General features: G+C 73.3%; 23 protein-coding genes. 17 read left to right on the top strand and 6 right to left on the bottom strand.

Annotation, left to right across the window (positions count from 1 at the left end):
• Positions 1 to 2: 2 nt before the first annotated feature.
• From AB0G84_RS33260 to AB0G84_RS33240, 5 genes are all read left to right on the top strand, one after another.
• On the top strand, positions 3 to 1,205 hold the full coding sequence (locus AB0G84_RS33260; RefSeq protein WP_361329362.1) for a segregation/condensation protein A: 1,203 nt from the start codon (positions 3 to 5) through the stop codon (positions 1,203 to 1,205).
• A complete protein-coding gene (gene scpB / locus AB0G84_RS33255; protein WP_361329359.1) occupies positions 1,202 to 1,957 on the top strand; it encodes an SMC-Scp complex subunit ScpB in 756 nt (251 codons plus the stop codon). Before AB0G84_RS33260 ends, scpB begins: the two co-directional genes overlap by 4 nt.
• Entirely contained in the window at positions 1,957 to 3,075 is a 1,119-nt protein-coding gene (locus AB0G84_RS33250) for a pseudouridine synthase (RefSeq protein WP_361329356.1), read from the top strand. The genes scpB and AB0G84_RS33250 overlap by 1 nt, the downstream gene beginning before the upstream one ends.
• A 129-nt stretch (positions 3,076 to 3,204) precedes the next feature.
• Entirely contained in the window at positions 3,205 to 4,227 is a 1,023-nt protein-coding gene (locus AB0G84_RS33245) for an ADP-ribosylglycohydrolase family protein (RefSeq protein WP_361329353.1), read from the top strand.
• Positions 4,220 to 5,116: a nucleotidyltransferase domain-containing protein gene (locus tag AB0G84_RS33240; RefSeq protein ID WP_361329350.1), complete on the top strand. Its 897-nt coding sequence runs from the start codon at positions 4,220 to 4,222 to the stop codon at positions 5,114 to 5,116. Before AB0G84_RS33245 ends, AB0G84_RS33240 begins: the two co-directional genes overlap by 8 nt.
• Here the strand turns inward: AB0G84_RS33240 and AB0G84_RS33235 are convergent.
• Complete coding sequence (locus tag AB0G84_RS33235; protein ID WP_361329347.1) at positions 5,102 to 5,797, bottom strand: nucleotidyltransferase domain-containing protein; 696 nt, start codon at positions 5,795 to 5,797, stop codon at positions 5,102 to 5,104. The genes AB0G84_RS33240 and AB0G84_RS33235 overlap by 15 nt on opposite strands.
• Positions 5,798 to 6,030: 233 nt before the next feature.
• Here AB0G84_RS33235 and aroH point away from each other — a divergent pair, with 233 nt between their 5' ends.
• The 5 genes from aroH to der all read left to right on the top strand — a co-directional run bounded on the left by aroH (position 6,031) and on the right by der (position 10,527).
• Positions 6,031 to 6,393, top strand: coding sequence for a chorismate mutase (aroH, locus tag AB0G84_RS33230; protein WP_361329344.1), 363 nt, complete (start codon positions 6,031 to 6,033; stop codon positions 6,391 to 6,393).
• Positions 6,390 to 7,475, top strand: coding sequence for a prephenate dehydrogenase (locus AB0G84_RS33225; RefSeq protein ID WP_361329341.1), 1,086 nt, complete (start codon positions 6,390 to 6,392; stop codon positions 7,473 to 7,475). Before aroH ends, AB0G84_RS33225 begins: the two co-directional genes overlap by 4 nt.
• An 86-nt stretch (positions 7,476 to 7,561) precedes the next feature.
• Positions 7,562 to 8,293 carry a (d)CMP kinase gene (gene cmk, locus AB0G84_RS33220; protein ID WP_361329338.1) on the top strand — a complete coding sequence of 244 codons (732 nt, stop codon included), beginning with the start codon at positions 7,562 to 7,564 and terminating at the stop codon, positions 8,291 to 8,293.
• Between the two features lie 107 nt (positions 8,294 to 8,400).
• A complete protein-coding gene (locus tag AB0G84_RS33215; protein WP_361329451.1) occupies positions 8,401 to 9,000 on the top strand; it encodes a lysophospholipid acyltransferase family protein in 600 nt (199 codons plus the stop codon).
• Between the two features lie 66 nt (positions 9,001 to 9,066).
• A complete protein-coding gene (gene der / locus AB0G84_RS33210; RefSeq protein WP_361329335.1) occupies positions 9,067 to 10,527 on the top strand; it encodes a ribosome biogenesis GTPase Der in 1,461 nt (486 codons plus the stop codon).
• A 99-nt stretch (positions 10,528 to 10,626) separates the two neighbouring features.
• Here the strand turns inward: der and AB0G84_RS33205 are convergent, their stop codons facing one another.
• Together AB0G84_RS33205 and AB0G84_RS33200 are read right to left on the bottom strand one after the other, a co-directional pair.
• Positions 10,627 to 10,965 (bottom strand): hypothetical protein, encoded by a 339-nt coding sequence (locus AB0G84_RS33205; protein ID WP_361329332.1) that lies wholly within the window; start codon positions 10,963 to 10,965, stop codon positions 10,627 to 10,629.
• Positions 10,966 to 11,084: 119 nt separating this feature from the next.
• The gene (locus AB0G84_RS33200) at positions 11,085 to 11,885 is read right to left on the bottom strand and encodes a hypothetical protein (RefSeq protein ID WP_361329329.1); all 801 of its coding nucleotides are present in this window, start codon (positions 11,883 to 11,885) and stop codon (positions 11,085 to 11,087) included.
• Positions 11,886 to 12,168: 283 nt separating this feature from the next.
• Here AB0G84_RS33200 and AB0G84_RS33195 point away from each other — a divergent pair, with 283 nt between their 5' ends.
• The 4 genes from AB0G84_RS33195 (at position 12,169) to AB0G84_RS33180 (ending at position 16,175) form a co-directional block, all read left to right on the top strand.
• Entirely contained in the window at positions 12,169 to 12,753 is a 585-nt protein-coding gene (locus AB0G84_RS33195) for a transglycosylase family protein (RefSeq protein ID WP_361329326.1), read from the top strand.
• A gap of 262 nt (positions 12,754 to 13,015) precedes the next feature.
• Positions 13,016 to 14,275 carry a glycosyltransferase family 4 protein gene (locus tag AB0G84_RS33190; protein WP_361329323.1) on the top strand — a complete coding sequence of 420 codons (1,260 nt, stop codon included), beginning with the start codon at positions 13,016 to 13,018 and terminating at the stop codon, positions 14,273 to 14,275.
• Positions 14,272 to 15,267, top strand: a complete 996-nt coding sequence (locus tag AB0G84_RS33185) for a hypothetical protein (protein ID WP_361329320.1) — start codon at positions 14,272 to 14,274, stop codon at positions 15,265 to 15,267. The genes AB0G84_RS33190 and AB0G84_RS33185 overlap by 4 nt, the downstream gene beginning before the upstream one ends.
• 692 nt (positions 15,268 to 15,959) lie before the next feature.
• Entirely contained in the window at positions 15,960 to 16,175 is a 216-nt protein-coding gene (locus tag AB0G84_RS33180; protein WP_361329317.1) for an I78 family peptidase inhibitor, read from the top strand.
• A gap of 115 nt (positions 16,176 to 16,290) precedes the next feature.
• On the opposite strand, the gene AB0G84_RS33175 is transcribed toward AB0G84_RS33180, so the two are convergent.
• Together AB0G84_RS33175 and AB0G84_RS33170 are read right to left on the bottom strand one after the other, a co-directional pair.
• Positions 16,291 to 17,325, bottom strand: coding sequence for a phosphatase PAP2 family protein (locus AB0G84_RS33175; RefSeq protein WP_361329314.1), 1,035 nt, complete (start codon positions 17,323 to 17,325; stop codon positions 16,291 to 16,293).
• Between the two features lie 284 nt (positions 17,326 to 17,609).
• On the bottom strand, positions 17,610 to 18,803 hold the full coding sequence (locus tag AB0G84_RS33170; RefSeq protein ID WP_361329311.1) for a hypothetical protein: 1,194 nt from the start codon (positions 18,801 to 18,803) through the stop codon (positions 17,610 to 17,612).
• A 212-nt stretch (positions 18,804 to 19,015) separates the two neighbouring features.
• On the opposite strand from AB0G84_RS33170, the gene AB0G84_RS33165 reads away from it, so the two are divergent.
• Together AB0G84_RS33165 and AB0G84_RS33160 are read left to right on the top strand one after the other, a co-directional pair.
• Positions 19,016 to 20,662, top strand: coding sequence for an MFS transporter (locus tag AB0G84_RS33165; RefSeq protein ID WP_361329308.1), 1,647 nt, complete (start codon positions 19,016 to 19,018; stop codon positions 20,660 to 20,662).
• A gap of 130 nt (positions 20,663 to 20,792) precedes the next feature.
• Positions 20,793 to 21,998 (top strand): acyl-CoA dehydrogenase family protein, encoded by a 1,206-nt coding sequence (locus AB0G84_RS33160; protein WP_361329305.1) that lies wholly within the window; start codon positions 20,793 to 20,795, stop codon positions 21,996 to 21,998.
• 47 nt (positions 21,999 to 22,045) lie between these two features.
• Here AB0G84_RS33160 and sepF read toward each other — a convergent pair whose 3' ends face one another.
• On the bottom strand, positions 22,046 to 22,498 hold the full coding sequence (gene sepF, locus AB0G84_RS33155; RefSeq protein WP_361329301.1) for a cell division protein SepF: 453 nt from the start codon (positions 22,496 to 22,498) through the stop codon (positions 22,046 to 22,048).
• Positions 22,499 to 23,475: 977 nt separating this feature from the next.
• Here sepF and AB0G84_RS33150 point away from each other — a divergent pair.
• The gene (locus AB0G84_RS33150) at positions 23,476 to 24,375 is read left to right on the top strand and encodes a S1 family peptidase (protein WP_361329298.1); all 900 of its coding nucleotides are present in this window, start codon (positions 23,476 to 23,478) and stop codon (positions 24,373 to 24,375) included.
• Positions 24,376 to 24,564: the final 189 nt, after the last annotated feature.

The raw sequence follows: 24,564 nt of genomic DNA, 5'->3' as shown, positions 1-24,564 counted from the left end.
CGATGCCGACGACCCACGACGACGCCCCCGCGCCCCGCGCCCGCAGACAACTCGGGCGCGGGCCGGGCGCCGGGACGGCGGAGCCGGCGGCGCCCGCGGGAGGGGAGCTGCCGGAGGAGTCCGCTCCGCCCGCGGCGTCGGGCGAGGTGGATGCGCCCGCTGCGGCCGGTGATTCCGCCGGGACGCCGGCCGCCGACGCCGCTTCCGACGCGGTGTCCGATGGCGCTCCCGACGTCCCTGCCGATGCCGCGCCCGGTCCTCCGTGCGGCACCGCGTCCGGCGCTCCTTCCGATACCGGGTCCGGCGCTCCTTCCGGCATCGCGTCCGATGATGCTTCCGACGGGGCTCCGGCCGACGGCGGCGACGGACGGTTCACCCTCCGCCTGGACAACTTCGAGGGTCCCTTCGACCTCCTCCTGCAGCTGATTTCCAAGCACAAGCTGGACGTCACCGAGGTGGCGCTGTCCAAGGTGACCGACGAGTTCATGGCGCACATCCGGGCCATGGGGCCGGACTGGGACCTGGACCAGACCACCGAGTTCCTGGTCGTCGCGGCGACCCTGCTCGACCTGAAGACGGCCCGGCTGCTGCCGGCCGCCGAGGTGGAGGACGAGGCGGACCTCGCGCTGCTGGAGGCCCGCGATCTGCTCTTCGCGCGGCTGCTGCAGTACCGCGCGTACAAGCGGATCGCGGACATCTTCAGCGGCCGGCTGACGGACGAGGCGCGGTGCCACCCCCGGACGGTCGGGCTGGAGCCGCAGTTCGCCGAGCTGCTGCCCGAGGTCGCCCTCAGCATCGGCGCCGAGGGCTTCGCCCGGCTCGCGGTCAAGGCGATGCAGCCCAAGGCCCGACCACAGGTCTTCGTCGACCACATCCACGCTCCGCTGGTGAGCGTGCGGGAGCAGGCCGAGGTGGTGATGGCGCGGCTGCGGGAGGTGGGCGGGACCACCTTCGCGGAACTGGTCGCCGACGCACCGGACACCCTGACCGTCGTGGCGCGCTTCCTGGCTCTGCTGGAGCTCTACCGGGAGCGGGTGGTGGCGCTGGACCAGGAGGAGGCGCTGGGCGCGCTGGCGGTGCGCTGGACGGGCGCGGAGGGGGCCGTCCCACAGGTCACGGACGAGTTCGACCAGGAACCGGGGGAGCGGACCGCCACCGGGGCGGGACGGGACGAGCGCGCGGAAGCGGAAGAGGAGCAGGCATGAACGGCGCGGCCGGTGGCGGCACGTACGGGGCGACCGGCCCCCACGGAACCTCCGAGGCGTACGGGACCACCGAGACGTACGACATCACCGAGGCCGGCGCGGACGGCGGCGGACCGGGGGAGCGCCCGGAGGAGCCGACCGGTTCCCTGGGCGTCGCCGAGCTGGAGCTGAAGCCCGCGCTGGAGGCGGTGCTGATGGTCGTCGACGAGCCGGCGACCGAGGAGCACCTGGCCCGCGTGCTGCAGCGGCCCCGGCGCGCGGTCGCGCTGGCGCTGCGCGAGCTGTCCGACGACTATGCGCGCCAGGGCCGGGGCTTCGACCTCCGCCTGGTGGCCGGCGGCTGGCGCTTCTACTCCCGCGCGGCGTACGCGGACGCGGTGGAGAGCTTCGTCCTGGACGGCCAGCAGGCCCGGCTCACCCAGGCCGCATTGGAGACTCTGGCCGTGGTCGCGTACCGTCAGCCGGTCAGCCGTTCCCGCGTCTCGGCCGTCCGCGGAGTGAACTGTGACGGTGTGATGCGCACGCTCCTCCAGCGCGGCCTGGTGGAGGAGGCGGGGACGGAACCTGAAACAGGTGCGATCCTGTACAGGACGACGAACTACTTTCTGGAGCGGATGGGCCTGCGCGGTCTGGACGAGCTCCCCGAGCTCGCACCGTTCCTCCCGGAAGCGGACGCGGTCGAGGGCGACTCTGCGGAAGGTATCCCGTCGTTCGACGTAGACGACAGCGGCGACTCTCAGACGGATCATTGATGCGAAGCAGCGGCAGGAACAACAGGGACAGCGGGCGCGGCAACTACCGCGGCGCCGGCAACGGCAGGGACGAGAAGCAGCAGCGCGCGGGCCGCCCCCGTCCCGAGGAGCGCCGCTACGACGTGGGCGGGCAGGGCGGCCCCGGTGGTGCCAAGGACGAGCGCAAGGGCGGTGGCAGCCGCGGCGCGGCGGCCCGCGGTGGTGCCAAGGGCGGTCCCCGTACCGGCGCCAAGCCCGCGGCCGGTGGCAAGGGCGGTGCCGGTGGCAAGGGCGGGCCCCAGCGGGGCCGCGGTCAGGGCCCCGCGCGGCCCCGTGAGTACGACGCCCAGGTCGAGGAGCGCAACCGCGCCCGGCACAACAAGCCGCAGGTCAAGACGCCCAAGACGTTCGGCGAGCAGGAGGGCGAGCGGCTGCAGAAGGTGCTGGCCCGAGCCGGTATGGGCTCGCGGCGGGCCTGCGAGGAGCTGATCGACCAGGCACGGGTCGAGGTCAACGGCAAGATCGTCATGGAGCAGGGCGTCCGGGTCGACCCGGAGAAGGACGAGATCAAGGTCGACGGCCTGACGGTCGCCACCCAGTCGTACCTCTTCTTCGCGCTGAACAAGCCGGCCGGCGTCGTCTCCACGATGGAGGACCCGGACGGCCGCCAGTGCCTGGGGGACTACGTCACCAACCGCGAGACGCGGCTGTTCCACGTCGGCCGGCTGGACACCGAGACCGAGGGCATCATCCTGCTCACCAACCACGGTGAGCTGGCGCACCGCCTGACGCACCCGCGCTACGGCGTCAAGAAGACCTACCTGGCCGCGATCCAGGGCCCCCTCCCGCGCGACCTGGGCAAGCAGCTCAAGGACGGCATCCAGCTGGAGGACGGCTACGCCCGCGCCGACCACTTCCGGGTGGTCGAGAACACCGGCAAGAACTACCTCGTCGAGGTCACGCTCCACGAGGGCCGCAAGCACATCGTGCGCCGGATGCTGGCGGAGGCGGGTTTCCCGGTGGACAAGCTGGTGCGGACCGCGTTCGGGCCGATCTCGCTGGGTGACCAGAAGTCGGGCTGGCTGCGCCGGATGACCAACACCGAGGTCGGCATGCTGATGCGCGAGGTCGAGCTGTAAGCACGCCGTGGCCGGTCCGCCCGGCCGGGCCTCGCTTGGCGGTATCCCGGGAGCCGCTCCCGGATATCGCCTTGCGGTCGCACCCCACCACCCCTTAACGTCACCATGACGATTAAGGGGTGGTTTTTCATGGGGTCCACGGGGGCAACGCGGTCCGCCGCAACCGGCGCGCTGATCGGCCTGGCGCTCGGCGATGCGCTGGGCTTTCCCACGGAGTTCAACGACGTACCGGCGATCCTCGCGAAGGCGGGGCCGTGGCGCGGCATGCCGCTGCCCGAGCCCGCCTTCGTCACCGACGACACCCAGATGACGCTGGCGCTGGGGCGGGGGTTGCGGACGGCCATGGGGCGCGGCGAACTCACCGCGGCGGGGCTCGAAGGGCCGGTGCGCGAGGAGTACGTCGCCTGGTGGCGCTCGCCGGACAACAACCGTGCACCGGGCGGCACTTGCCTGCGCGCCTGTGAGTTGCTCGCCGCCCCGGCCCGGCCCTGGGTCGCGGCGAGCCAGATCGGGTCCAAGGGGTGCGGCGCCAATATGCGGGTCGCCCCCCTCGGGCTCGCCCCGGGGTTGAGTCCGCAGCAGCGGTCCGGCGCCGCCCAGCTGCAGTCCGCGCTGACCCATGGGCACCCCACCGCGCTCGCCGCGAGCGACCTGACCGCCTTCGCCGTCCGCGTCCTCGCCGACGGCGCCCGACCCGCCGAGCTGCCGGACCTGCTGCGGACCTACGCCCGCGCGGGGCGCACCGTCTACCGGGAGGACTGGCTCGGCGACCTGTGGCGGCACGGCCAGGACCCGTCCCCGACGAGGTTCATCGCCCGGGGCTGGGACGAGTGCCTGGGGGTGCTGGACCGCCTGGACGCGGCGCTCGCCGCACCGGACCCGGAGGCCGACCCCTGCCTGGCCACCGGTGCCGGCTGGATCGCGGAGCAGGCGCTGGCCACCGGCCTGCTCTGCTTCCTGCTCTTCCCCGACGAGCCGCTCACCGCGCTGCGCCGGGCCGCCTGCACCTCCGGCGACTCCGACTCGATCGCCTGCCTCACCGGCGCCTTCGCGGGTGCCCATCGGGGAGCCGGCGCCTGGCCCGAGGAGTGGGTCGCCCGTATCGAGTACCGCGAGGAGCTGCTGGCGCTGGGGGAGGCCTGGGATGCCTGAGACCCTGCCCGAGAGCCCGCCCGAGGCCGCGCCTGAGAGCGCTCGTGGCCTCACCGGCGCCACCGAGCGGGACGCCGTCCTCCGGGCGGCCGGGGTGCCCGCCGTCGACCTGAGCGCGGTGCTGGCGGAGGCGGACGACCCGCTGGTCTTCGCCACCGTCTCCGGCGCGCATCTGTACGGCTTTCCCTCCCACGACTCCGACGTCGACCTGCGCGGGTCCCACCTGCTGCCGACGGCCGCGCTGGTCGGCCTCCACGAGCCGGAGGAGACCCGGACCCGGATGGGGGACCGGGACGGCGTCGAGACGGACCTGGTCTCCCACGACCTGCGGAAGTTCGCCCGCCTGTTGTTGCGCCGCAACGGCTACGTCCTGGAACAGCTGCTCTCCCCCTTGGTCGTGCACACCACGGAGGTCCATCGGGAGCTGGTCGCGCTCGCCCCCGACCTGCTCACCTCTCACCACGCCCACCACTACCGCGGCTTCGCCCGGACCCAGTGGCGGCTCTTCGAGAAGACCGGCGAGCTGAAGCCGCTGCTGTACACCCTGCGGGTGCTGCTCACCGGGATCCACCTGATGACCGGCCGCCGGGTGCAGCCCCACCTGCCCACCCTGGTGGGCGAGGTGGCCGCGCCCGCCTATGTGCCCGAGCTGATCGCGGCCAAGGAGGCGGCCGAACACGGCGCGGCCGGTGACGTAGTGGACGCGGCGCGGCTACGCGCGGACGTCGAGGCGCTGCACGCCCGGCTGGACGCCGCGCAGGCCGCGACCGCCCTGCCGGACGTACCGGGCGCCCGTGCGGCGCTCCACGACCTGGTCGTCCGGGCCCGACTGGCGGCGCCCGGGTACCCGGAGCCCGGCCCGCGGGCCGTGGCCTCAGACGAGCGCTGAGGTCCGCCGGGCCCGGAAGAGGAAGTCCGCCACCCGGGCCCGGTCCGGCTCGGCCGGCAGCGGCGAGCCGGACACCGCAGCGTCGGCCTCCTCGGACAGCCGTGCCATCCGCCGCTCCACGGTCTCCCAGGCCACCTCACCCCGCTTGACGGCCAGCAGCTCTTCCCGGGCCGGGCCGACGTCGAGCGTGAGGGCGCCGGTGCGGAGCAGGTCGCGCGAGCTGGCCAGCAGGCGCAGCAGGTGCATGGCGTGCTTCCAGCGGGGTGCGCCGCGCTGCCGCACATCCGCCCGCAGCTGCTTGAGCTGCCCCGTGGCGTACCCGGTGAAGGTGCGGTGGGCCTGCCGGGACAGGAAGGCGCCGCGCAGCGACAGCAGCTCCCGACCGGTGTCGTCGATCCGCTCGACGAACGGCGAGTGCAGACACTCCAGGACGGTGGGGTTGGCGCGCAGCGCCAGCTGGCAGAAGCGTTCCAGCTCCCAGGAGAACTCCTCCTCGCGCGGCCCCTCCACATGGGTCGGCGGCTTCTCGAAGCCCCAGAACAGACGGGTCGGCGCGAGGAAGACCCCGCGCCGGTCGATGTCGCTGTTCTCCGTCGCCAGTCCGAAGGCGCGTGAGCCCATCACACACGCGTAGACGGTGTGCTCGACGACCAGCGAGTGCTCTGCGGAGGCTTCCGGCATGGCGGCGATTGTGGCTGGTGGGGCGGCGGATGTCACCAGGTTTGGGACACCCGTCACGCAGTGGTCACCGGCATGATCACCCTCGGTGGGCGGGCGGTCGCCGCCCGCGCCGGGAGGCGTTCCGGCTCGTCCCGCGGTCACCCGCCGCGTACGGAATGTCAGTGCGGCTGGTTACGCTGATCAGTGCGAGCACGGGTGCGTGACACGGCACACAACACAAGGGGAGCAGTGACGTGGCGGTACGAGCGGTCCGCGGGGCCGTCCAACTGGAGCGGGACGACGCCGCGCACATGCAGGAGCGGGTGGGCGAGCTGCTCACCGCCGTCCTGGAGCGCAACGGGATGCTCGCGGACGACCTGATCAGCGTCTGGTTCACCGCCACCCCGGACCTGCACAGCGACTTCCCGGCCGCTGCCGCCCGTGCCCTGGGCATCACCGACGTCCCGCTGATCTGTGCCCAGGAGCTCGCGGTCGACGGCGCCATGGAACGCGTGGTGCGGGTGCTGGCCCACGTCGAGACCGGACTGTCCAAGGCCGGCATCGCCCACGTCTACCTCGGTGCCGCCGCGGCGCTGCGAAAGGACATCGCGCAGTGAGAACCGCACTCGTCATCGGAACCGGCCTGATCGGCACCTCGGCCGCCCTCGCGCTGCACGCGCGCGGCGTCCAGGTGTACCTCGAGGACCACGACCAGGCCCAGGCGCTGACCGCCGCCGCGCTCGGCGCCGGCACCGCCGAGGTGCCGCCGGAGCCGGTCGACCTGGCCGTGGTGGCGGTGCCGCCGGCACACGTCGCCACCGCGCTGGCCGACGCCATCGGGCGCCGCGTGGCCCGGGGCTACATCGACGTCGCCAGCGTTAAGGGCGGCCCGCGCCGCGAGCTGGAGGAGCGGGGCTGTGACCTGACCGGCTACCTCGGCACCCACCCGATGGCCGGCAAGGAGCGGTCCGGCCCGCTGGCCGCCACCGCCGACCTCTTCGAGGGCCGCCCCTGGGTGCTCACCCCGCGGCCCGACGGCGACACCGAGGTGCTCAACCTCGCCCTGGAGCTGGTCGCGCTGTGCCGGGCCGTCCCGGTGGTGATGGACGCCGATGCGCACGACCGCGCCGTCGCCCTGGTGTCGCACACCCCGCAGCTGCTCTCCAGCCTGGTCGCCGCCCGGCTCAAGGGCGCCGACGAGACCGCCGTCCGCCTCTGCGGCCAGGGCATCCGGGATGTGACGCGGATCGCGGCCTCCGACCCGGCGATGTGGATCGACATCCTCTCCGCCAACCCCGGACCGGTCGCCGACGTCCTGGCCGAGGTCGCCGCCGACCTCGACGAGACCGTGCGGTCGCTGCGCGCCCTGGAGTCCGCCGACGAGGAGAAGCGCGGCGGCGGCGCCAGTGGCATCGAGGACGTGCTGCGGCGCGGCAACGCCGGCCGCGAGCGGGTCCCCGGCAAGCACGGCGCCGCCCCCGCCGCGTACGAGATCGTCGCGGTGTACATCGGCGACCAGCCCGGCGAGCTGGCCCGGATCTTCGCCGACGCCGGCCGGGTCGGGGTCAACATCGAGGACGTCCGCATCGAGCACGCCACCGGTCAGCAGGCGGGCTTCATCCAGCTGATGGTCGAGCCGCAGACGGTGCCGGTGCTGACCGCGGAGCTGCGGGAGCGCGGGTGGTCGATCCGGCAGTGACACCGTGGACGGCGCCGTCCGGGTGAGCCAGTAACCTTGTGCGAGGCCCTTACGGCCCTTGGACCCCCGCCCCGTGGACAAGAAAGGTGTTCGTCACCGTGGAAACCGCCGCTCGGACCGCCCCGGCTGCAGTGATTGTCGCCATCGACGGACCCGCAGGCACGGGCAAGTCCAGCACGTCCAAGGCGGTGGCCGCCGAGCTGGGCCTGGGCTACCTCGACACCGGCGCCCAGTACCGCGCCATCACCTGGTGGATGCTGAACAACGGCATCGACGTCAAGGACGCCGTCGCCGTGGCCGACGCCGCCGCCAAGCCGGTGATCGTCTCCGGCACCGACCCGGCCGCCCCGACCATCACCGTCGACGGCCTGGACGCCGCGGGCCCGATCCGCACCCAGGAGGTCACCTCCGCGGTCAGCGCCGTCAGCGCGGTGCCCGAGGTGCGGACCCTGATCACGGACCTGCAGCGCTCCATCGCCGCCTCGGCGCCGAAGGGCATCGTCGTCGAGGGCCGGGACATCGGCATCACGGTCCTGCCCGACGCCGACCTCAAGATCTTCCTCACCGCCTCCGCCGAGGCCCGTGCGGCCCGCCGCACCGGGGAGCTCAAGGGCAAGGACGCCACCGACCTGGCCGCCACCCGCGAGGCACTGATCAAGCGGGACGCCGCCGACTCCTCCCGCAAGACCTCCCCGCTGGCCAAGGCGGACGACGCCGTCGAGGTGGACACCACCGAGCTGACGCTGGAGCAGGTCATCGAGTGCGTGGTCACCCTCATCGAGGGCGTCAGCGCCGAAAAGGCGGGACTCGCCCGGTGACCGGAGCTGGCACGGTGCCGCCCCCGGCCGGCGCCGGGGCCTCGCCCCGGCCCGACGCCCCGAGCGCTTCCGGCGCCGTACTCGGCCGCCGGATCGGCATCGGCCTGATGTACGGGCTGTGGCGGCCGCGGGTGCTGGGCGCCTGGCGGGTGCCGTCCGCCGGCCCGGTGATCCTGGCCGTCAACCACTCGGGCGCCATCGACGGGCCGATGCTGATGGGCACCGCGCCCCGGCCCGTGCATTTCCTGATCAAGAAAGAAGCCTTCGTCGGCCCGCTGGACCCGTTCCTACGGGGCATCGGGCAGCTGAAGGTGGACCGCAGCACCGTCGACCGCAAGGCGATCACCGACGCGCTCGGCGTGCTGCAGCGCGGCGGGGTGCTGGGGATCTTCCCGGAGGGCACCCGCGGCACCGGCGACTTCGCCTCCCTGCGGGCGGGCCTGGCGTACTTCGCGGTGCGCTCCGGCGCTCCCGTCGTACCGGTGGCGGTGCTCGGCGGCACGGACCGGCACAGCCGGTTGACCCGCGCCGTGCCGCCGCTGCGCGGGCGCATCGACGTCGTCTTCGGCGACGCCTTCGAGGCCCAGGAAGGGGCCGGGGGCGGTGGCGGCCGGCGTACCCGTAAGGCGCTGGACGAGGCGACCGTACGGATCCAGGAGCGGCTGACCGCCCACCTGGCAGAGGCCAGGCGCCTGACCGGGCGCTGAGCCAGCTATGAGTAGTGGGCCGCGGACGAGCGGTCCACCGATGATGATGAACGAGGAACGGACTTCATGAACGACCAGATCCCCACCGGCGACGAGCACGGTGCGCTTGGCGACGCCGAGTACGCGGAGTTCATGGAGCTCGCCGCGCAGGAGGGCTTCGACCTCGAGGAGGTCGAGGGCGACATCGCCGCGGCCGGCCACGGCCCGCTGCCCGTCCTCGCTGTCGTCGGCCGCCCCAACGTCGGCAAGTCGACGCTGGTGAACCGCATCATCGGTCGCCGTGAGGCGGTCGTCGAGGACCGGCCGGGCGTCACCCGCGACCGCGTCACCTACGAGGCCGACTGGAACGGCCGCCGCTTCAAGGTCGTCGACACCGGCGGCTGGGAGCAGGACGTCCTGGGCATCGACGCCTCGGTGGCGATGCAGGCCGAGTTCGCCATCGAGGCCGCCGACGCGGTGGTCTTCGTCGTCGACGCCAAGGTCGGCGCCACCGACACCGACGAGGCCGTGGTCAAGCTGCTGCGCCGCTCCGGCAAGCCCGTCGTCCTGGTCGCCAACAAGGTCGACGGCCCGTCCGGCGAGGCCGACGCCGCGATGCTCTGGTCGCTGGGCCTCGGTGAGCCGCACCCGATCTCCGCACTGCACGGCCGGGGCACCGGCGACATGCTGGACGCCGCGCTGGAGGCGCTGCCCGAGGCGCCCGCGCAGACCTTCGGCGCGGCCGGCGGCGGCCCCCGTCGGATCGCGCTGATCGGCCGTCCGAACGTCGGCAAGTCCTCGCTGCTGAACAAGGTCGCCCGCGAGGAGCGGGTGGTGGTCAACGAACTCGCCGGCACCACCCGCGACCCGGTCGACGAGCTGATCGAACTGGGCGGCAAGACCTGGAAGTTCGTCGACACCGCGGGCATCCGCCGTCGGGTGCACCTCCAGGAGGGCGCCGACTACTACGCCTCGCTGCGCACCGCCGCGGCCGTGGAGAAGGCCGAGGTCGCGGTCGTCCTGATCGACGCCGGTGAGTCCATCAGCGTCCAGGACCAGCGGATCATCACCATGGCCGTGGAGGCCGGGCGCGCCCTGGTCATCGCGTACAACAAGTGGGACAACCTGGACGAGGAGCGCCGGTTCTACCTGGAGCGGGAGATCGAGCGGGACCTCGTGCAGATCCCGTGGGCGATGCGGGTGAACGTCTCCGCGCGCACCGGCCGCCATGTGGAGAAGCTGGTCCCGGCGATCGAGACCGCGCTGGCGGGCTGGGAGACCCGTGTCCCCACCGGGCGGCTGAACGCCTTCCTCGGTGAGATCGTCGCCTCCCACCCGCACCCGATCCGGGGCGGCAAGCAGCCCCGCATCCTCTTCGGCACCCAGGCCGGCACCAAGCCCCCGCGCTTCGTGCTGTTCGCCTCCGGCTTCCTGGAGGCCGGCTACCGGCGGTTCATCGAGCGCCGCCTGCGCGAGGAGTTCGGCTTCGAGGGCACCCCGATCCACCTCTCGGTGCGGGTGCGGGAGAAGCGGACCAAGAAGAAGTAGCCGGCGCGCCGGGCACGGTCCGCGGCCTGAGCCGCGGACGCCCGGCCCCGGCAGGGCGGTCAGTGGCCGTGCGGACGCGGACGGGAGCCGTGCGGCTGGTCAGTGGCCGTGCGGACGGGCCTCGCGCGGCCCCGGCGGAAGGGCCGGGAGGTGCGCCCGCGGGTGGTAGGGCTGGCGCCCGATGACCTCCCAGTGCCCGCCGGCCGCCGCCGGGCGGCCCCAACTCCCGCCGCCGCGCAGCACCTCCGGAAGCTCCGGCTCGTCCGTACGGTCACCGGGCAGCGCGCGGAAGGCACGGCGGTACTCGGCGTACAGCTCGTCGTAGATCGGGGTGGCCGAGCCGCGTCCCACCGTGTACGCCGCCCCGCGTTCGTGCGAGGGGCGCATGGCGGGGATGGGGACGTACGGGGCGCGGGCGGAGGGGTCGTATGCGTGCACGTCTGTGCCAACGACCCCGGTCGCCGGGGGATGCGGCTTTGCGGTGGAAATGGCGGATCGCGAGGGCATGACCGGCCGGCTCGGCGGTCCGCCCCCGCGATCGGGTGCTACCAGGGCCGTCAGGTGCCCGCGAGCGGCATCGCCGCGGCGACCAGGGCGCCCTTGGCGGCGGCCTCCTCCAGCGCCTGCCGCATCAGGTCCTCGCGCGGCTGGTGGCCGATGGTGCCCGCGGGCGCGGCGTACATCAGTACCGTCTGGGCCTTGTTGGCCGCGGTGCGCCAGCCGTCGGAGACCGCCAGCGGCTGGTGCGCCTGCCACCAGGCCGCCTGGCCGCCGGTGCTGCCCGGCTGCAGCACGGCGTGCAGCTTGCCCATGGCCAGCAGGGCGGACCAGCCGGGGTTGAGGGCCGGCAGCTGGTTCATGTCCGTCACCCGCTGGAAGCCCTGCTCCATCAGGAGCGGCAGGAAGTTGTCGTCCAGGCCGACCGAGCCCGGGCGGGCGATCGGGCCGTCCGGCTCGACGACCAGGGCCGGGCGCAGATCGTCCTCGACCAGCACCAGCCCGCAGGTGATCCCGAGGGTCGCCTGGCGCTCACCGATCGGGAGCGGGGTGGCCTGTGCGGCGTGCGGTCCCGGGCCGGTGTCCTCGCCGGTGATGGAGCGCACGGCTCCCTTGAGCTGCTCCTCCGAAACCGGGACGACCTGCGAGGGGATGCAGGTGGCGTGGGCGAACGCGAGCACCGCGGTCTCCTCGCCCACGAACAGGACGGTGCTGGTGCGCTCCTGCTCGCTGTCCCCGGGGGTCCGGCAGGAGGTGCAGTCGTAGCTGCCGGGGGCGTCGCCACCGGCCAGCAGGCGGTCGGCTTCTTCATCGCCGATCTCGGCGCGAACGTCGTCACTGACGTCGAGCATGCGCGGCACGGGTGGCTCCTCGATCTCTGTGCGTCCGCCGGGTGGTCTCCCGGCTCGTACAAGGACAACGGGTGACCTGCGGCAGGGGTCACGCGACGACGCGAACGGAATCGAACCGGTTCCGCACAGCCGAGAACCACGAAATGACCTCCCCCGAGCCGTCGCCCACCGCCGCTCCAGGCGCCGCAGATGGCGCAGTTGGCGGTGTTCCGTACACCGGAGCGGGTGGGTCCGGGGCCGGGAGCGCGTGGCGCGCGGGTGGACGGCGGACGGCTGCTTACGGTCACCGGCTATGTCGGACAACTCATGGGCGCGACGGCGCTTTCCGGGAACCGCCGGGCTGTTCACCGCGGCGGCCACCGCCCTGGTCCTGGCCCTGCCCGTCGGGGCCGCCGCCGACGGACCACAGGGGGGCACCGCGGTCCCGTACGCCGACGGGGACAAGGCACGGCACGCCTGCGCCGTCGACCAGTGGCCCTGGGGCTGCCTCGCCGAGTGCGAGAGCAGCGGCGACTGGCACGTCAACACCGGCAACTCCTTCTACGGCGGGCTGCAGTTCTGGCAGCCGACCTGGGAGGCCTTCGGCGGCCTGGCCTTCGCCCGGCGGGCCGACCTCGCCAGCCGCAAGGAGCAGATCGTGATCGCCAAGAAGGTGCAGGCGGCCCAGGGATGGGGGGCCTGGCCGGTGTGCGCCAGGCGCTACGGTCTGGTCCGCGGCGAGCGGACGTATGTCGTACGGCCCGGAGACACCCTCCGCGACATCGCCCGCAGACAGGGCGTCACGGGCGGCTGGCAGGCGCTGCACCAGGCCAACCGGCAAGCGCTCGGGGCGAACCCGAACCGGCTGGTGCCCGGCGCCCGGCTGATCCTCCCTTAGGGCGTCCCCGCAAGGCGTTCGGCTGTCCCGTCCGCCCCGGTGTCCCTACCGGGGTGGACGGAAACCATCGGCCCGGGGTTCCCGCTGCCCGTTACCGATGCCGCAACGCTTTCGGCACATCTTGGCGAAACCGCCCAACCCGGAACCGCCCCGCGTGGTCTCTGCGTTCAGTAGGTGGGAGGGACCCGTCGCGGCAGGGGAGCGCGATGCGGTCCCTGGGGGCGCGGGGATCCGCACGGAAGACCAGGGGACACGGGGACGGATGCATATCTCATTCCTGATTCACAATGCCTATGGCATAGGGGGGACGATCCGGACCACGGTCAACCTGGCCCGGACGCTGGCCGAGCGGCATGACGTCGAGATCGTGTCCGTGCTGCGCCACCGCGATGACCCGGTCTTCGACTTCGGCCCCCGCGTCGCGCTGCGGCACCTCGTCGACATCAGGGAGTCCAGCCCCGACTACGACGGCGCCGACCCGGCGTACGCCCGTCCCGCCAAGGTCTTCCCGGCCGCCGAGAACCGCTACGGCCAGTACAGCGAGCTGACCGACCAGCGGATAGCCCAGCACCTGCGCGGGGTGGCGGCGGACGTGGTGGTCGGCACCCGGCCGGGGCTGAACGTCCACATAGCCAAGCAGGCGCGCCGCGGCCCGGTCCGCGTCGGGCAGGAGCACCTGACCCTGGACACCCACAGCCGGCCGCTCAAGCTGGCGCTGCGCAGCGCCTATCCGCGGCTGGACGCGGTCACCACCGTCACCGAGGCCGACGCCCGCAGTTACCGCCGCACGCTCCGGCTGCCCGGCGTACGCGTCGAGGCCGTGCCCAACAGTGTGCCCGCGCCCGGACTTCCGCCCGCGGACGGCGGCAACAAGTGGGTCGTCGCGGCCGGCCGGCTGGCCCGCGTCAAGCGCTACGACGTGCTCATCCGGGCCTTCGCGCAGGTCGTCGCCGAACGACCGGACTGGCGGCTGCGGATCTACGGCGGTGGCGCGGAGAAGGCCGCGCTGCGCGCCCTGATAGACGAACTCGGCCTGTACAACCACGTGTTCCTGATGGGCCCGGCCAACCCCCTGGAGGCCGAGTGGGCCAAGGGCTCGATCGCTGCGGTCTCCTCCAGCCTGGAGTCGTTCGGGATGACCATCGTCGAGGCGATGCGGTGCGGTCTGCCGGTTGTGGCCACCGACTGTCCGCACGGGCCCGGCGAGATTATCGCCGACGGCGTGGACGGCTCGCTGGTGCCGGTCGGTGACCCCGAGGCGCTGGCCGGCGGGCTGCTCGCCCTGATCCGGGACGATGACGCCCGGGCGCGGATGGGCCGTGCGGCGCTGGCCTCGTCCGCCCGCTTCGACCCCGACCGGATCGCCGGCCGCTACGAGGAGCTCTTCCGCGAGCTGTGCACCCGCCGCGGGTCCGGCCGGCTGCACGGCAGCCTGCACCGTGCCCGGGGCGCCCTGCTCAGCGGCGCATACGCCACCAAGGACGCGGCCCGCGCCGTGCTGGGAGGGGTGCGGACGGCATGACCGCAGCGCGCCAAATGACCGTGACTGGAGACGAGACGAAGGAGTCCGCCGCCATCGAGCAGGAACCCACAGCCGTGAGACCAGACCCCGGCGGCGCCGAGCGGCGGACCCCGCCGGGGAGGAGTAAGGACCGGGAGCCGGAGCCCGAGGAGCTGCGGGCCGACTGCATCGCGGACTCCGCCGGCGGTCTCACCTTCGACCTGACCGCCCCACAGGACGCGCCCGCCGCCTGGAGCGCGGCCCTGGTGCTGCGGCTGCGCGGCGGCGACGGCGCGGGCGACGGCGAGGTGCGGCTGCCGCTCGGGCCCAACGGCGCCGGCCGGCTGCGCGCCGTGCTGCCCAGCACCGTCGCGCTCGCCGAGGGCCGCTGGAACGCCTATGCCGACCTCGGCGACGGCCGCGACCCGCGCCGCCTGCTGCCCGGGGTCAACGACCTGCGGTCCCTGGTGGACCGCCGCCCACTGGCGGGCATCGGCCGGCTCGGCGTACGGATCCCGTACGCCACCAAGTTCGGCAACCTCGCACTGCGCAGTTGGCTGCGCGGCCCGCATGCGGAGGCCGGGGACATCCTCGTGGCGCCCGACGGGATGACGGTCTCCGGGCGTCTCTACGGCGCCGCACCGGCCGCCACCGGCGCCCAGGCCGAGGCCCGGGCGCGGCGTCGCGGGGAGTCCCCGGACGGCGGCGGACCGGCCACCGTCACCGTCCCGCTGGACATCGAGGGCCCGGAGTTCACCTTCACCCTGCCCTACGCGGAGCTGGCGGCGCACTGGGAGAGCGGCAGCGAGCCCTGGGACCTGTGGCTGCGCCCCGCCGAGGGCGCCCGGCCGGTCCGGATCGCCCGGCTCCTGGACGACGTGGCCGACAAGAAGCAGGTCTTCAGCTATCCGGCGCTCGCGGTGAGCTGCCCGGCCGGCCAGGTCCGGGTCGGCCCGTACTACACCCTCGACAACGACCTGGCCGTCCGGGTCGCCGGTCCGGACCAGAGCTGACCGCCCGGCCGAGCGCCTGCCCGCTCGACTCCCGGCCGAACGCCCGACCGCCTGCCCGCCCCGGGTGGGCGGTCGCGCCGTCCTATGGACCGAAGCTCCCTTCGCTGCCGCCGCCCCTCGTGACACCGGCCGCGCGGACCGGCGGACCCCGCGCAGCGACTGGACCCCCTCACCCCACCGCACGGCCCCCGCTGCCCCGGGAACGGCCCACCCGGGCGCGGAGCACCGAGCACCGAGTGCCGGGCACCGAGCACCGAACCGGCGGCCCGGGGGCGGGCCGGTCGAGGCCGCTGGCAGGCGCGGGAGAAGTGTCCGTGATCCGGCCCGCTGGGCGATGTGCGGAAAATGTGTGCGGGGTGTGTCACGTTGGCTAATTTCCGGCCGGTCGATTAGGGGCGCTCGGCAAGGGAAATCCGGCACTGACGACTGATTAAATTCCGGATCGCCGGCCGTCCCGGCTGGACTGCCCCGGACCACACCCGTTCGTTCCGTGTTTGATCAAGGCGGAATTCCGGCGGTTTTATTTTCCACCCGGTTGCGCCGTCACCCGGCGCGTACGGGTGACGGAAGTTCCGGCAAACGCCGGATCGATAGCTGTGACACAAGTGTGACCATCGGCGGACCGGAAAGTCACCGCGGTGTGCGACGGCCCCGCCTTCCCCGGGCCGGGGGCCGGCGCCTACGGTGGCGTCATGGATGATCTACCGAACCTTCCGGACAACCCGCCGGACGACGTCGAGGCGTACGTCGGCCTCGGCCAGCAGGACGCCGAGGAGCGCGCCAGGGAGCGCGGCTGGACCACGGTCCGCTCGCTGCCGCCGGGCGCGATCGTCACCATGGAGTACCTCGCCGGCCGGCTCAACTTCGAGGTGCAGGACGGCGCGGTGCGCCGCAGCTGGCAGGGCTGAGCGGGGCGGGCACCGGCCCGTACGACGACGAAGGCCCCGGCCGCTCCAGATGGAGCGGCCGGGGCCTTCGTGGCGGGGTGGGGTGTGCGTACCGGCCCCGCGGCTGGTGGGGCGGTCAGCCGTTGGTGTTGCGGCCGCGCCCGGAGGCCGGACTCAGCGGCGTGGTCCGCGGGACGCGGTCCGCGTGCGGCGGCCGGCGGCTGCCGGTCGGGGTGACCGGGGTGCGCTCGGAGCGGGCGGTGTGCGGGCGCGGTGGGTGGTGCGGCCAGCCGTCCGGGGCGCGGGTGGCGGAACGGACGGAGGCCGGGGCGCCGATGGGCCCGCGGACCAGCACCTCGCCCTCGGGGGAGATGCGCTGCCGGGAGACCCCGGGGGCCAGCGAGCCGGCCGGCAGCGGGCCGCGCAGGGAATCGGGGCGCAGCCGCAGCCACAGCCGCAGCAGGATGCCCATGAGGCGGTCCTCCACCCAGATGATGCCGGGCTCCAGCCACGGCAGCGCCAGCAGCACCAGCAGGCCGGCCGCCCAGCCGAGCAGCACATCGCTGACCCAGTGCGTACCGAGGTAGACCGTCGTCATGCCGACGCCCAGCGCACCCAGCGCGGCGATCACCGACAGCGTGCGGCGGCGCAGCGGGGTGGTCGCCAGGTAGGCCAGCACGCCCCAGGTGACCACGGCGTTCGCGGTGTGGCCCGAGGGGAATATGTCGCCCCCCAGCCCCATTTCGTTGGCGCCGACGGTGGTCGCGTAGTGCGGGCCGAGCCGGCTCATGCCGAGCTTGGCCGCGCCCACGGTGACGTTCAGCAGCAGCAGCGAGGCGCCGAGCACCAGCAGCGGGTGGAGGTTCCGTTGCCGCCAGCAGCGCCAGCCCAGCCAGGCCGCCACCGCCACCGCGGTCGGGCCGCGCTGGCCGAGCACCACGAAGTAGTCGAGGAACGCGTGGATCTCCGGCCACTGCTTGTAGGGCCGGAAGAACATGACTTGCCAGTCGAAGGTGACCAGCCATGAAGTGGTCAGCACTCCGACCACGATCGCCGCGTACACCGCCAGCGTGCCGCCGAACAGCCAATGGCGGGTCCGGGTCATCTGCGGTGATCGGGCACGATCGGTCGGGTGCTCCTCCATCTGGTCGAGCTTCTCATCGGTACGCACTCAATCGACGTTACCGCGTGTGATGTAGGCGCTTGGTCAAACTGTGCGCTTTGTAATGACGATGTGATGTGGAATGAGTCTCAATCGAGGCTTCGTCGCTGGGATTTGGAAGCGAATTCCAGGCGAATCCGAATCCCTTGCCGGCGGCCGCGTGTCGGACCGCTCAGCGCCTTATCTTCTTTTCCCTGGAGGAGTTTATCCTTCATTTGCCCGGGCGCTGTGTACCGTTTCCCCGTCGCCGCGCGGGTGGACCGCCACCTTCGGGCCATCTGGCCGAAAGATGATCATGGTGGGCCGGACCCGTTCAGCCAGAACGCCCCGTAGATCGCCGAGCCCGCCGCCACCAGCCCGACCACCCACCAGGCCCGCACCGGGCGGCACCGAGCGAGGGCCGTCGCCACCGGCAGCAGCAGCGGATAGGCCGGCATCATCAGCCGCGGCTTGGACCCGAAGTAGCCCTTGGCGGTCAGCGCGAGCAGCAGCACCACCCCGCCGTACACCATGAGCGGCAGCGGCTGGCCCCGCCGTACGCCGTGCCCGTACAGCCAGAGCACCAGCCCGACGCCGGCCAGCAGCGCCAGCCCGGCGGGCAGGGCCGGCCCGGACAACTGCTGCCAGATGAACGTGCCGAAGGCGAGCCCGCCGTCGAAGCCGTTGCCCCAGCCGCCCTGGACGTCCAGGTAGCCGGTGAACGAGCCCTGGCGCGCCCCGACCCACAGGAAGAAGCCGCACCAGCCGAGCGGGGCGAGCAGGACGCCGGACAGCAGGCCGGGGTGCCGGCGCAGCGCCGCCCGCAACCCGGCGCCGTCGGTCCGCTCCCGCCACAGCGTCACCGCCGCGGTGATCCACACGGCCGCCACCACCGCCGCACCCACCGGCCGGGTCAGCCCGGCCAGTGAGGACAGCACCCCCGCCCACACCCAGCGCCCGGTCAGTACGGCGTAGACCCCGCAGGCCGCCAGCGCGGTGAACAGGGACTCGGAGTACGCCATGGACTGCACGATCCCGACCGGCAGTGCGGCCCACAGCGCGGCCAGCAGGGCCCCGGCCCGCGGCCCGTGCAGCCGCTCCCCGGTCAGGTACAGCGCACCCGCCGCGGCCAGCGAGGACAGCCAGGCCACCGCCATCCCGGCGTCCGCGGGCGACACCGGCAGGGCCGCCGACAGGCCGCGCTCCAGCCAGGGCAACAGCGGGAAGAACGCCAGGTTGGAGTGGATGTCACCGCTGGGCAGCTGCACCGCGTAGCCGTAGCCCTGCTCGGCGACCCGGGTGTACCAGAGGGAGTCCCAGCGGGCGGTCAGCAGGGTGTGCCAGCTCTTGCCGTCCGCCGCCGACCAGGCGGCCAGCACCGTCAGGCCCAGCAGCCGGATGGCGGCGTACACCGCCAGTGCGGGCGCCGCCCGGCGCAGCGCGGCCCGGGCACCGGTGCCGTCGCTCAGGGCCCGGCCGGGAACGGCGGCAGAGGCAAGATCGCTCATCCCGACGATTATCCAGGTGGCCGAAGAACGACGGTCGGCCGCGGGCGGGGGAACGCAGGGGGCTGCGATGCGCGTCTCATCGTGAGGTGAGCCACGCGGCGGCTCCGGGGACTCGCGTAGTCTGACGTCTCAAACTCGCCCGTGCCACCGGTTCTCCCGGGGCGTTCTGCGCGCCCTGATCCGTGGCCGCGAGAAGCATGACTGGAGGTGCTATGTCCGGGACGACCGCGTCCGGCAGTGGACGGGCGGCTGGTGTTCCCCGGCTTTCAGGCGGCGGTGTGAACCGCTGGACCGTGCTGATCGTGCTCTGTGTCAGCCTGCTCTTCGTCGCGCTGGACACCACGATCCTCTACGTCGCCGTGCCGTCGGTGACCGAGGATCTGCGTCCCGGGCCGGTGGAGCTGCTCTGGATCGTCGACGTCTATCCGCTGATCGCGGCGTCGCTGCTGATCCTCTTCGGCACCCTCGGCGATCGCGTCGGCCGCCGCCGCGTCCTCCTCCTCGGCTACGGCCTCTTCGGCCTGGCCTCGGCCGCCGCGGCGCTCGCGCCCAATCCGCAGACCCTGATGGTGGCCCGTGCCCTGCTGGGCATCGGCGGCGCGATGATCATGCCCGCGACACTGTCGATCCTGCGCCAGGTCTTCCCCGACCGGCGGGAGCGCGCGGTGGCGATCGGGGTGTGGAGCGCGGTGGCCGCCGTCGGTGCCGCGGTCGGCCCGGTGCTGGGCGGCTTCCTCGTCGAGAACTTCTGGTGGGGCTCGGTCTTCCTCATCAACATCCCGATGATGACCGCGATGCTGCTGATAGGCCGGTGGCTGCTGCCGGAGTCCCGGGGCGAGCGCAACGGCCCCTGGGACGTGATCGGTGCGATCGTCGCGGCGCTCGGTGTGCTGGGCATTGTGCTCGGCGTCAAGCGGATCGGCAGCGGCGCCACCCTGGTCGGCCCGACCACCCTGCTGCCCATCGTGCTCGGCGTCGCGCTGCTGATCCTCTTCGTCCGGCGCCAGCGCCGGCGGACCCATCCGCTGATCGACATGCGGCTGTTCGCCCGGCCCGCGTTCGGCACCTCCGTCGGCTGCATCGTGCTGGCCATGCTGGCCCTGGTCGGCCTGCAGCTGATCGCCGTCCAGTACCTCCAGCTGGTGCTGGGGCTCAGCCCGCTGGAGACCGGGCTGCGGATGCTGCCGCTGGTCTTCGCGGCGATGGCCGCCGGGCTCACCGGCTCCAAGCTGCTGCAGGCGCTCGGCCCGCGCGCGATGGTCTCGTTCGGCTTCGTGCTGACCGCCGCCGCGGTGCTCTGCCTGACCGCGATGTCCGCTCAGGACCGCCCCTGGCTGCTGGCCGGCGGCTTCGTCCTGCTCGGCTTCGGCTTCCAGTCCACGCTCTTCGGAGCGTACGAATCGATGCTCAACGAGGCGCCCGCCGAGCAGTCCGGCGGGGCCGCGGCCCTCGGCGAGACCGCCTACCAGCTGGGCGCCGGCATCGGTGTCGCGCTGCTCGGCAGCGTGATGAACGCCGCCTACGCGCCCGGCCTGGGCCGCGTCGACGGGGTGCCCGCGAAGGCCTCCGCCTCGGCCGCGCACTCCCTCGGCGAGGCCTACAAGGTGGCTGCCGGCCTCGGCGGGGCCGCCCGGGCGGCGCTGCGTGAGGCCGCCCGCGACTCCTTCGTACGCGGACTGCACGTCACCCTGGTCGCCAGCGCCGTGCTGCTGCTGATCGGCGCCGGGATCGCGCTGCGGCTGCCGCGCCGGGCCGCGGAGACCACGGAGCGGGCGGAGGCCGAGGGCGAGGCCGCGCCGGCCGACGCTGCGGGCGCCGGCTGCGGCGGCGAGCCGGCCGCGGCGCGCTCGGGCCGCTGACGGCCCGGTCTTTCCTCACGGCGCCGTGCGGCGGTGACCCTTGCCGCACGGCCGTCGCGGGCCGTACCGTCGGAGCGCATAACTACCACTGCTAGTTTTGGCGCGAGCGCTGAACCCGCCGGAGGCCCGCATGTCCGCACAGCCGTCCGCTGCTTCCTCGACGGTCCCGCCGTTCGATCCCGGCGACCCGCTGGGCCTCGACGACCTGCTCACCGACGAGGACCGGGCGGTCCGTGACACCGTCCGCCGGTGGGCCGCCGACCGCGTCCTGCCGCACATCGCCCAGTGGTACGAGGCGGGCGAGCTGCCCGGTATCCGCGAACTGGCCCGCGAGCTCGGCTCGATCGGCGCGCTCGGCATGTCCCTGACCGGTTACGGCTGCGCCGGCGCCTCCGCCATCCAGTACGGCCTGGCCTGTCTGGAGCTGGAGGCCGCCGACTCCGGCATCCGTTCGCTGGTCTCGGTCCAGGGCTCGCTCGCCATGTACGCGATCTGGCGCTTCGGCTCCGAGGAGCAGAAGCAGCAGTGGCTGCCCACGATGGCGGCCGGCGAGACCATCGGCTGCTTCGGTCTGACCGAGCCCGACATCGGCTCCGACCCGGCCGCGATGCGCACCCACGCCAAGCGCGACGGCTCGGACTGGGTGCTCAGCGGGCGCAAGATGTGGATCACCAACGGCTCGGTGGCCGGTGTCGCGGTGGTCTGGGCCCGTACCGACGAGGGCATCCGGGGCTTCCTCGTCCCCGCCGGCACCCCCGGCTTCACCGCCCCCGAGATCACCCACAAGTGGTCCCTGCGGGCCTCGGTGACCAGCGAACTCGTCCTGGACGAGGTGCGGCTGCCGGCCGATGCGGTGCTGCCCGGGGCCACCGGTCTGCGCGGTCCGCTCGGCTGTCTGAGCCACGCGCGCTACGGCATCGTCTGGGGCTCCATGGGCGCCGCGCGCGCCAGCTTCGAGGCCGCGCTCGCGTACTCCCGGAGCCGGGAGCAGTTCGGCAGGCCGATCGGCGGCTTCCAGCTCACCCAGGCCAAGCTCGCCGACATGGCGGTCGAACTGCACAAGGGGATCCTGCTGGCCCACCATCTGGGGCAGCGGATGGACGCGGGACGGCTGCGCCCCGAGCAGATCAGCTTCGGCAAGCTGAACAACGTACGGGAGGCGATCGAGATCTGCCGCACGTCCCGGACGATCCTGGGCGCCAACGGGATCTCGCTGGAGTACCCCGTGATGCGGCACGCGACCAACCTCGAATCGGTGCTGACCTACGAGGGCACCGTCGAGATGCACCAGCTGGTGCTGGGCAAGGCGCTCACCGGCCTGGATGCCTTCCGGTAGCCGGACCGGCGGGTGCCCGGCGCGCCGTCCGGTGAGCGGCCCTGCCCCTAACTCTGGTTGAAGAAGCCGCCGTTGCGGTGGTCGCGGCTCTCGCCGCTGAGCACCCGGTAGTCGGCGGGGGTGAGCAGGAAGACGCGGGTGGCGACCCGTTCGATCGACCCGCGCAGGCCGAAGGTCAGGCCGGCTGCGAAGTCCACCACACGCTTGGCATCGGCGGACTCCATCGACGTCAGGTTGACGATCACCGGGACACCGTCCCGGAACAGCTCGCCGATGCCGCGGGCGTCCCGGAAGCTCTCCGGGGTGACCGTGGCGATACGGGTGCCCTGGTCGTGGGCGGTCTCGTCGGCCACCCGGACCCGGGGGTCGGTCACCCAGGGATTGCTGCCGCCCGAGTCGCCCGTATCGGGTCCCTCGGCGTAGTCGTCGTCGTAGTAGCGCTCGTCGTCACCGTCGTCGACGAGGCCAAGCCAGGCACTCGCCTTGCGCACCGATCCCATTGACGCCTCCTCTCAGCCCGCGGTGTCTGTGTGTGTACCCCTATCGTCGTCCATGAGGCCGACAGTGTGCCAAGCGGATAGCCGCCGCACGGGGGGTTCGTGACACATCTGGTGCAAAGAGGGTGGCGCACTATCAGCTTGCGCGCCCGGCAAGGAAACTGACAGTACGAAGAGCATGACGTTCGGTACCCGACCGGGTGGTGTCGGGTGCTGGCCGGTGGTGCCGCTCCAGGGCCGGCATCTGCGGCAAAGCCCTGGTCCCGCGGGCGTACGGGGCCGGCGCGCGGGCCGGCGGTCTCGTGGACCGGCCTCCCCCGAACGGGGAGTACCGCGATAATCGGACAACGCCGGCCGGTTCTGAAGTCCCGCTGCAGAAGCCGGGGGCGCGCGCCCCCGTGCGCCCCGGTTCATCCGATCTTCGGCGGGCCGTTCCGCTCGGTGCTGAGCGCCGACGGGCGGTTCCCTCGGGCGCGAGATTCCGCTCGTAAGTGCCCCCTCTTTGAAGCGGTTGACCGCGGCCCGGGTGGAGCGGCGGCGAACGGCCCTCGCGGGGGCTCTCACCCCGGGGGATCCGGGCTGCCGCTCCTCGACGAGCCGCCCCGGCTCGCCCCGGAGTCGGGCGGCGAAGTCCTGGACGCCATCGGGTCCGGCGTCCGGCGTGCACTTTCTGCGCGGGGAGCGGAACCGGATGGTCCGCCGGCCCGTCCCAGTGCTGACCGAGGGGGTCAGCGCCGCCCCGGCAGCCCGCCAACGCGGCTGCCGGGGCGGAGTGTCAGGGGCCGGGGGCCGGCCGCGGACCGAGCCCCGGAAAAGACGTGAGTGAAGGCCTCTTGCGCTGTGGGGGCGGTGCACCCGAGACTCCGCTCAGCGCTTGTCAGGGGCACGCCGAAAATGAACGTGCGGATTCCTGCGTGCCCTTCGGCTGCGCCTCACCGGGCTGCTCATCTGCGGCCCCCCGATCCCCCTCGGAGGAATCAGTGAGGAACGAGCGCACCATCCCCCACAGCGGCGTCGCGAGACGCACCCGGCTGATCGCCGTCGCGTCCGGACTGGTGGCCATCGGGGCCCTCGCCGTCCCCGCCGCCCACGCCCAGATCCCCGCACCGGCACGGACGTTCAGCGCCACCCAGCTCAGCGCCGCCGGCGCCGCGGTACGCGCCGCGGACGTCCCCGGCACTGCCTGGCGGGTCGACAGCGCCACCCACACTCTGGTCGTCACCGCCGACCGCACCGTCTCCCGCGCCGGGATCGCCGAGATCCAGCGGGCCGCGGGCGACAATGCCGCCGCGGTCCGCATCGACCGGGTCGCCGGCGCCTTTCGCAAGTACATCTCGGGCGGCGACGCCATCTACGCCCCCAGTTGGCGCTGCTCACTGGGCTTTAACGTACGCAAGGGCAGCACCTACTACTTCCTGACGGCCGGTCACTGCACGGACGGCAACCCGCCCTGGAGCACCGGCTCCGGCGCGAGCCTGGGCAACACCGTCGGCAGCAGCTTCCCGGGCAACGACTACGGCATCGTCCAGTACACCGGCTCGGCCTCCCACCCCGGCACCGTCGGCAGCCAGGACATCACCAGCGCCGGCACCCCGAGCGTCGGGCAGTCGGTCACCCGGCGCGGCTCCACGACCGGCATCCACAGCGGGAAGGTGACCGGACTGAACGCCACCGTCAACTACGGCGGCGGCGACATCGTCTCCGGCCTCATCCAGACCACCGTCTGCGCCGAACCCGGCGACAGTGGCGGTCCCCTCTACTCGGGGAGCACGGCGCTGGGGCTGACCTCCGGCGGCAGCGGCGACTGCACCTCCGGCGGCACCACCTTCTTCCAGCCCGTCACCGAGGCGCTCAGCGCGTACGGCGTGAGCGTCTACTGACGCGGGGCTGCTGAACCAGGTACGGACGTCACGCCGGCCCCGGCCCCCGGGCCCGCGGCGCGCGGGGCGGGGGCCCCGCCCCCCCCCGGCCGGGCGCCGAACGGCGAGGGCGCCACCCACCCCCCGGCCCCCGGGGGGAGAGCGGCGGGGTGGGGGGGAATGTGATGGGAGGGGTGTTGATGTAGGTGG

Origin of the sequence: Streptomyces sp. NPDC020742 (assembly GCF_040641675.1) — a bacterium.
Lineage (GTDB): Bacteria > Actinomycetota > Actinomycetes > Streptomycetales > Streptomycetaceae > Streptomyces.
The sequence above is the reverse complement of the archived record's forward strand: the minus strand, read 5'-3'. Positions and strand labels throughout refer to the sequence as shown.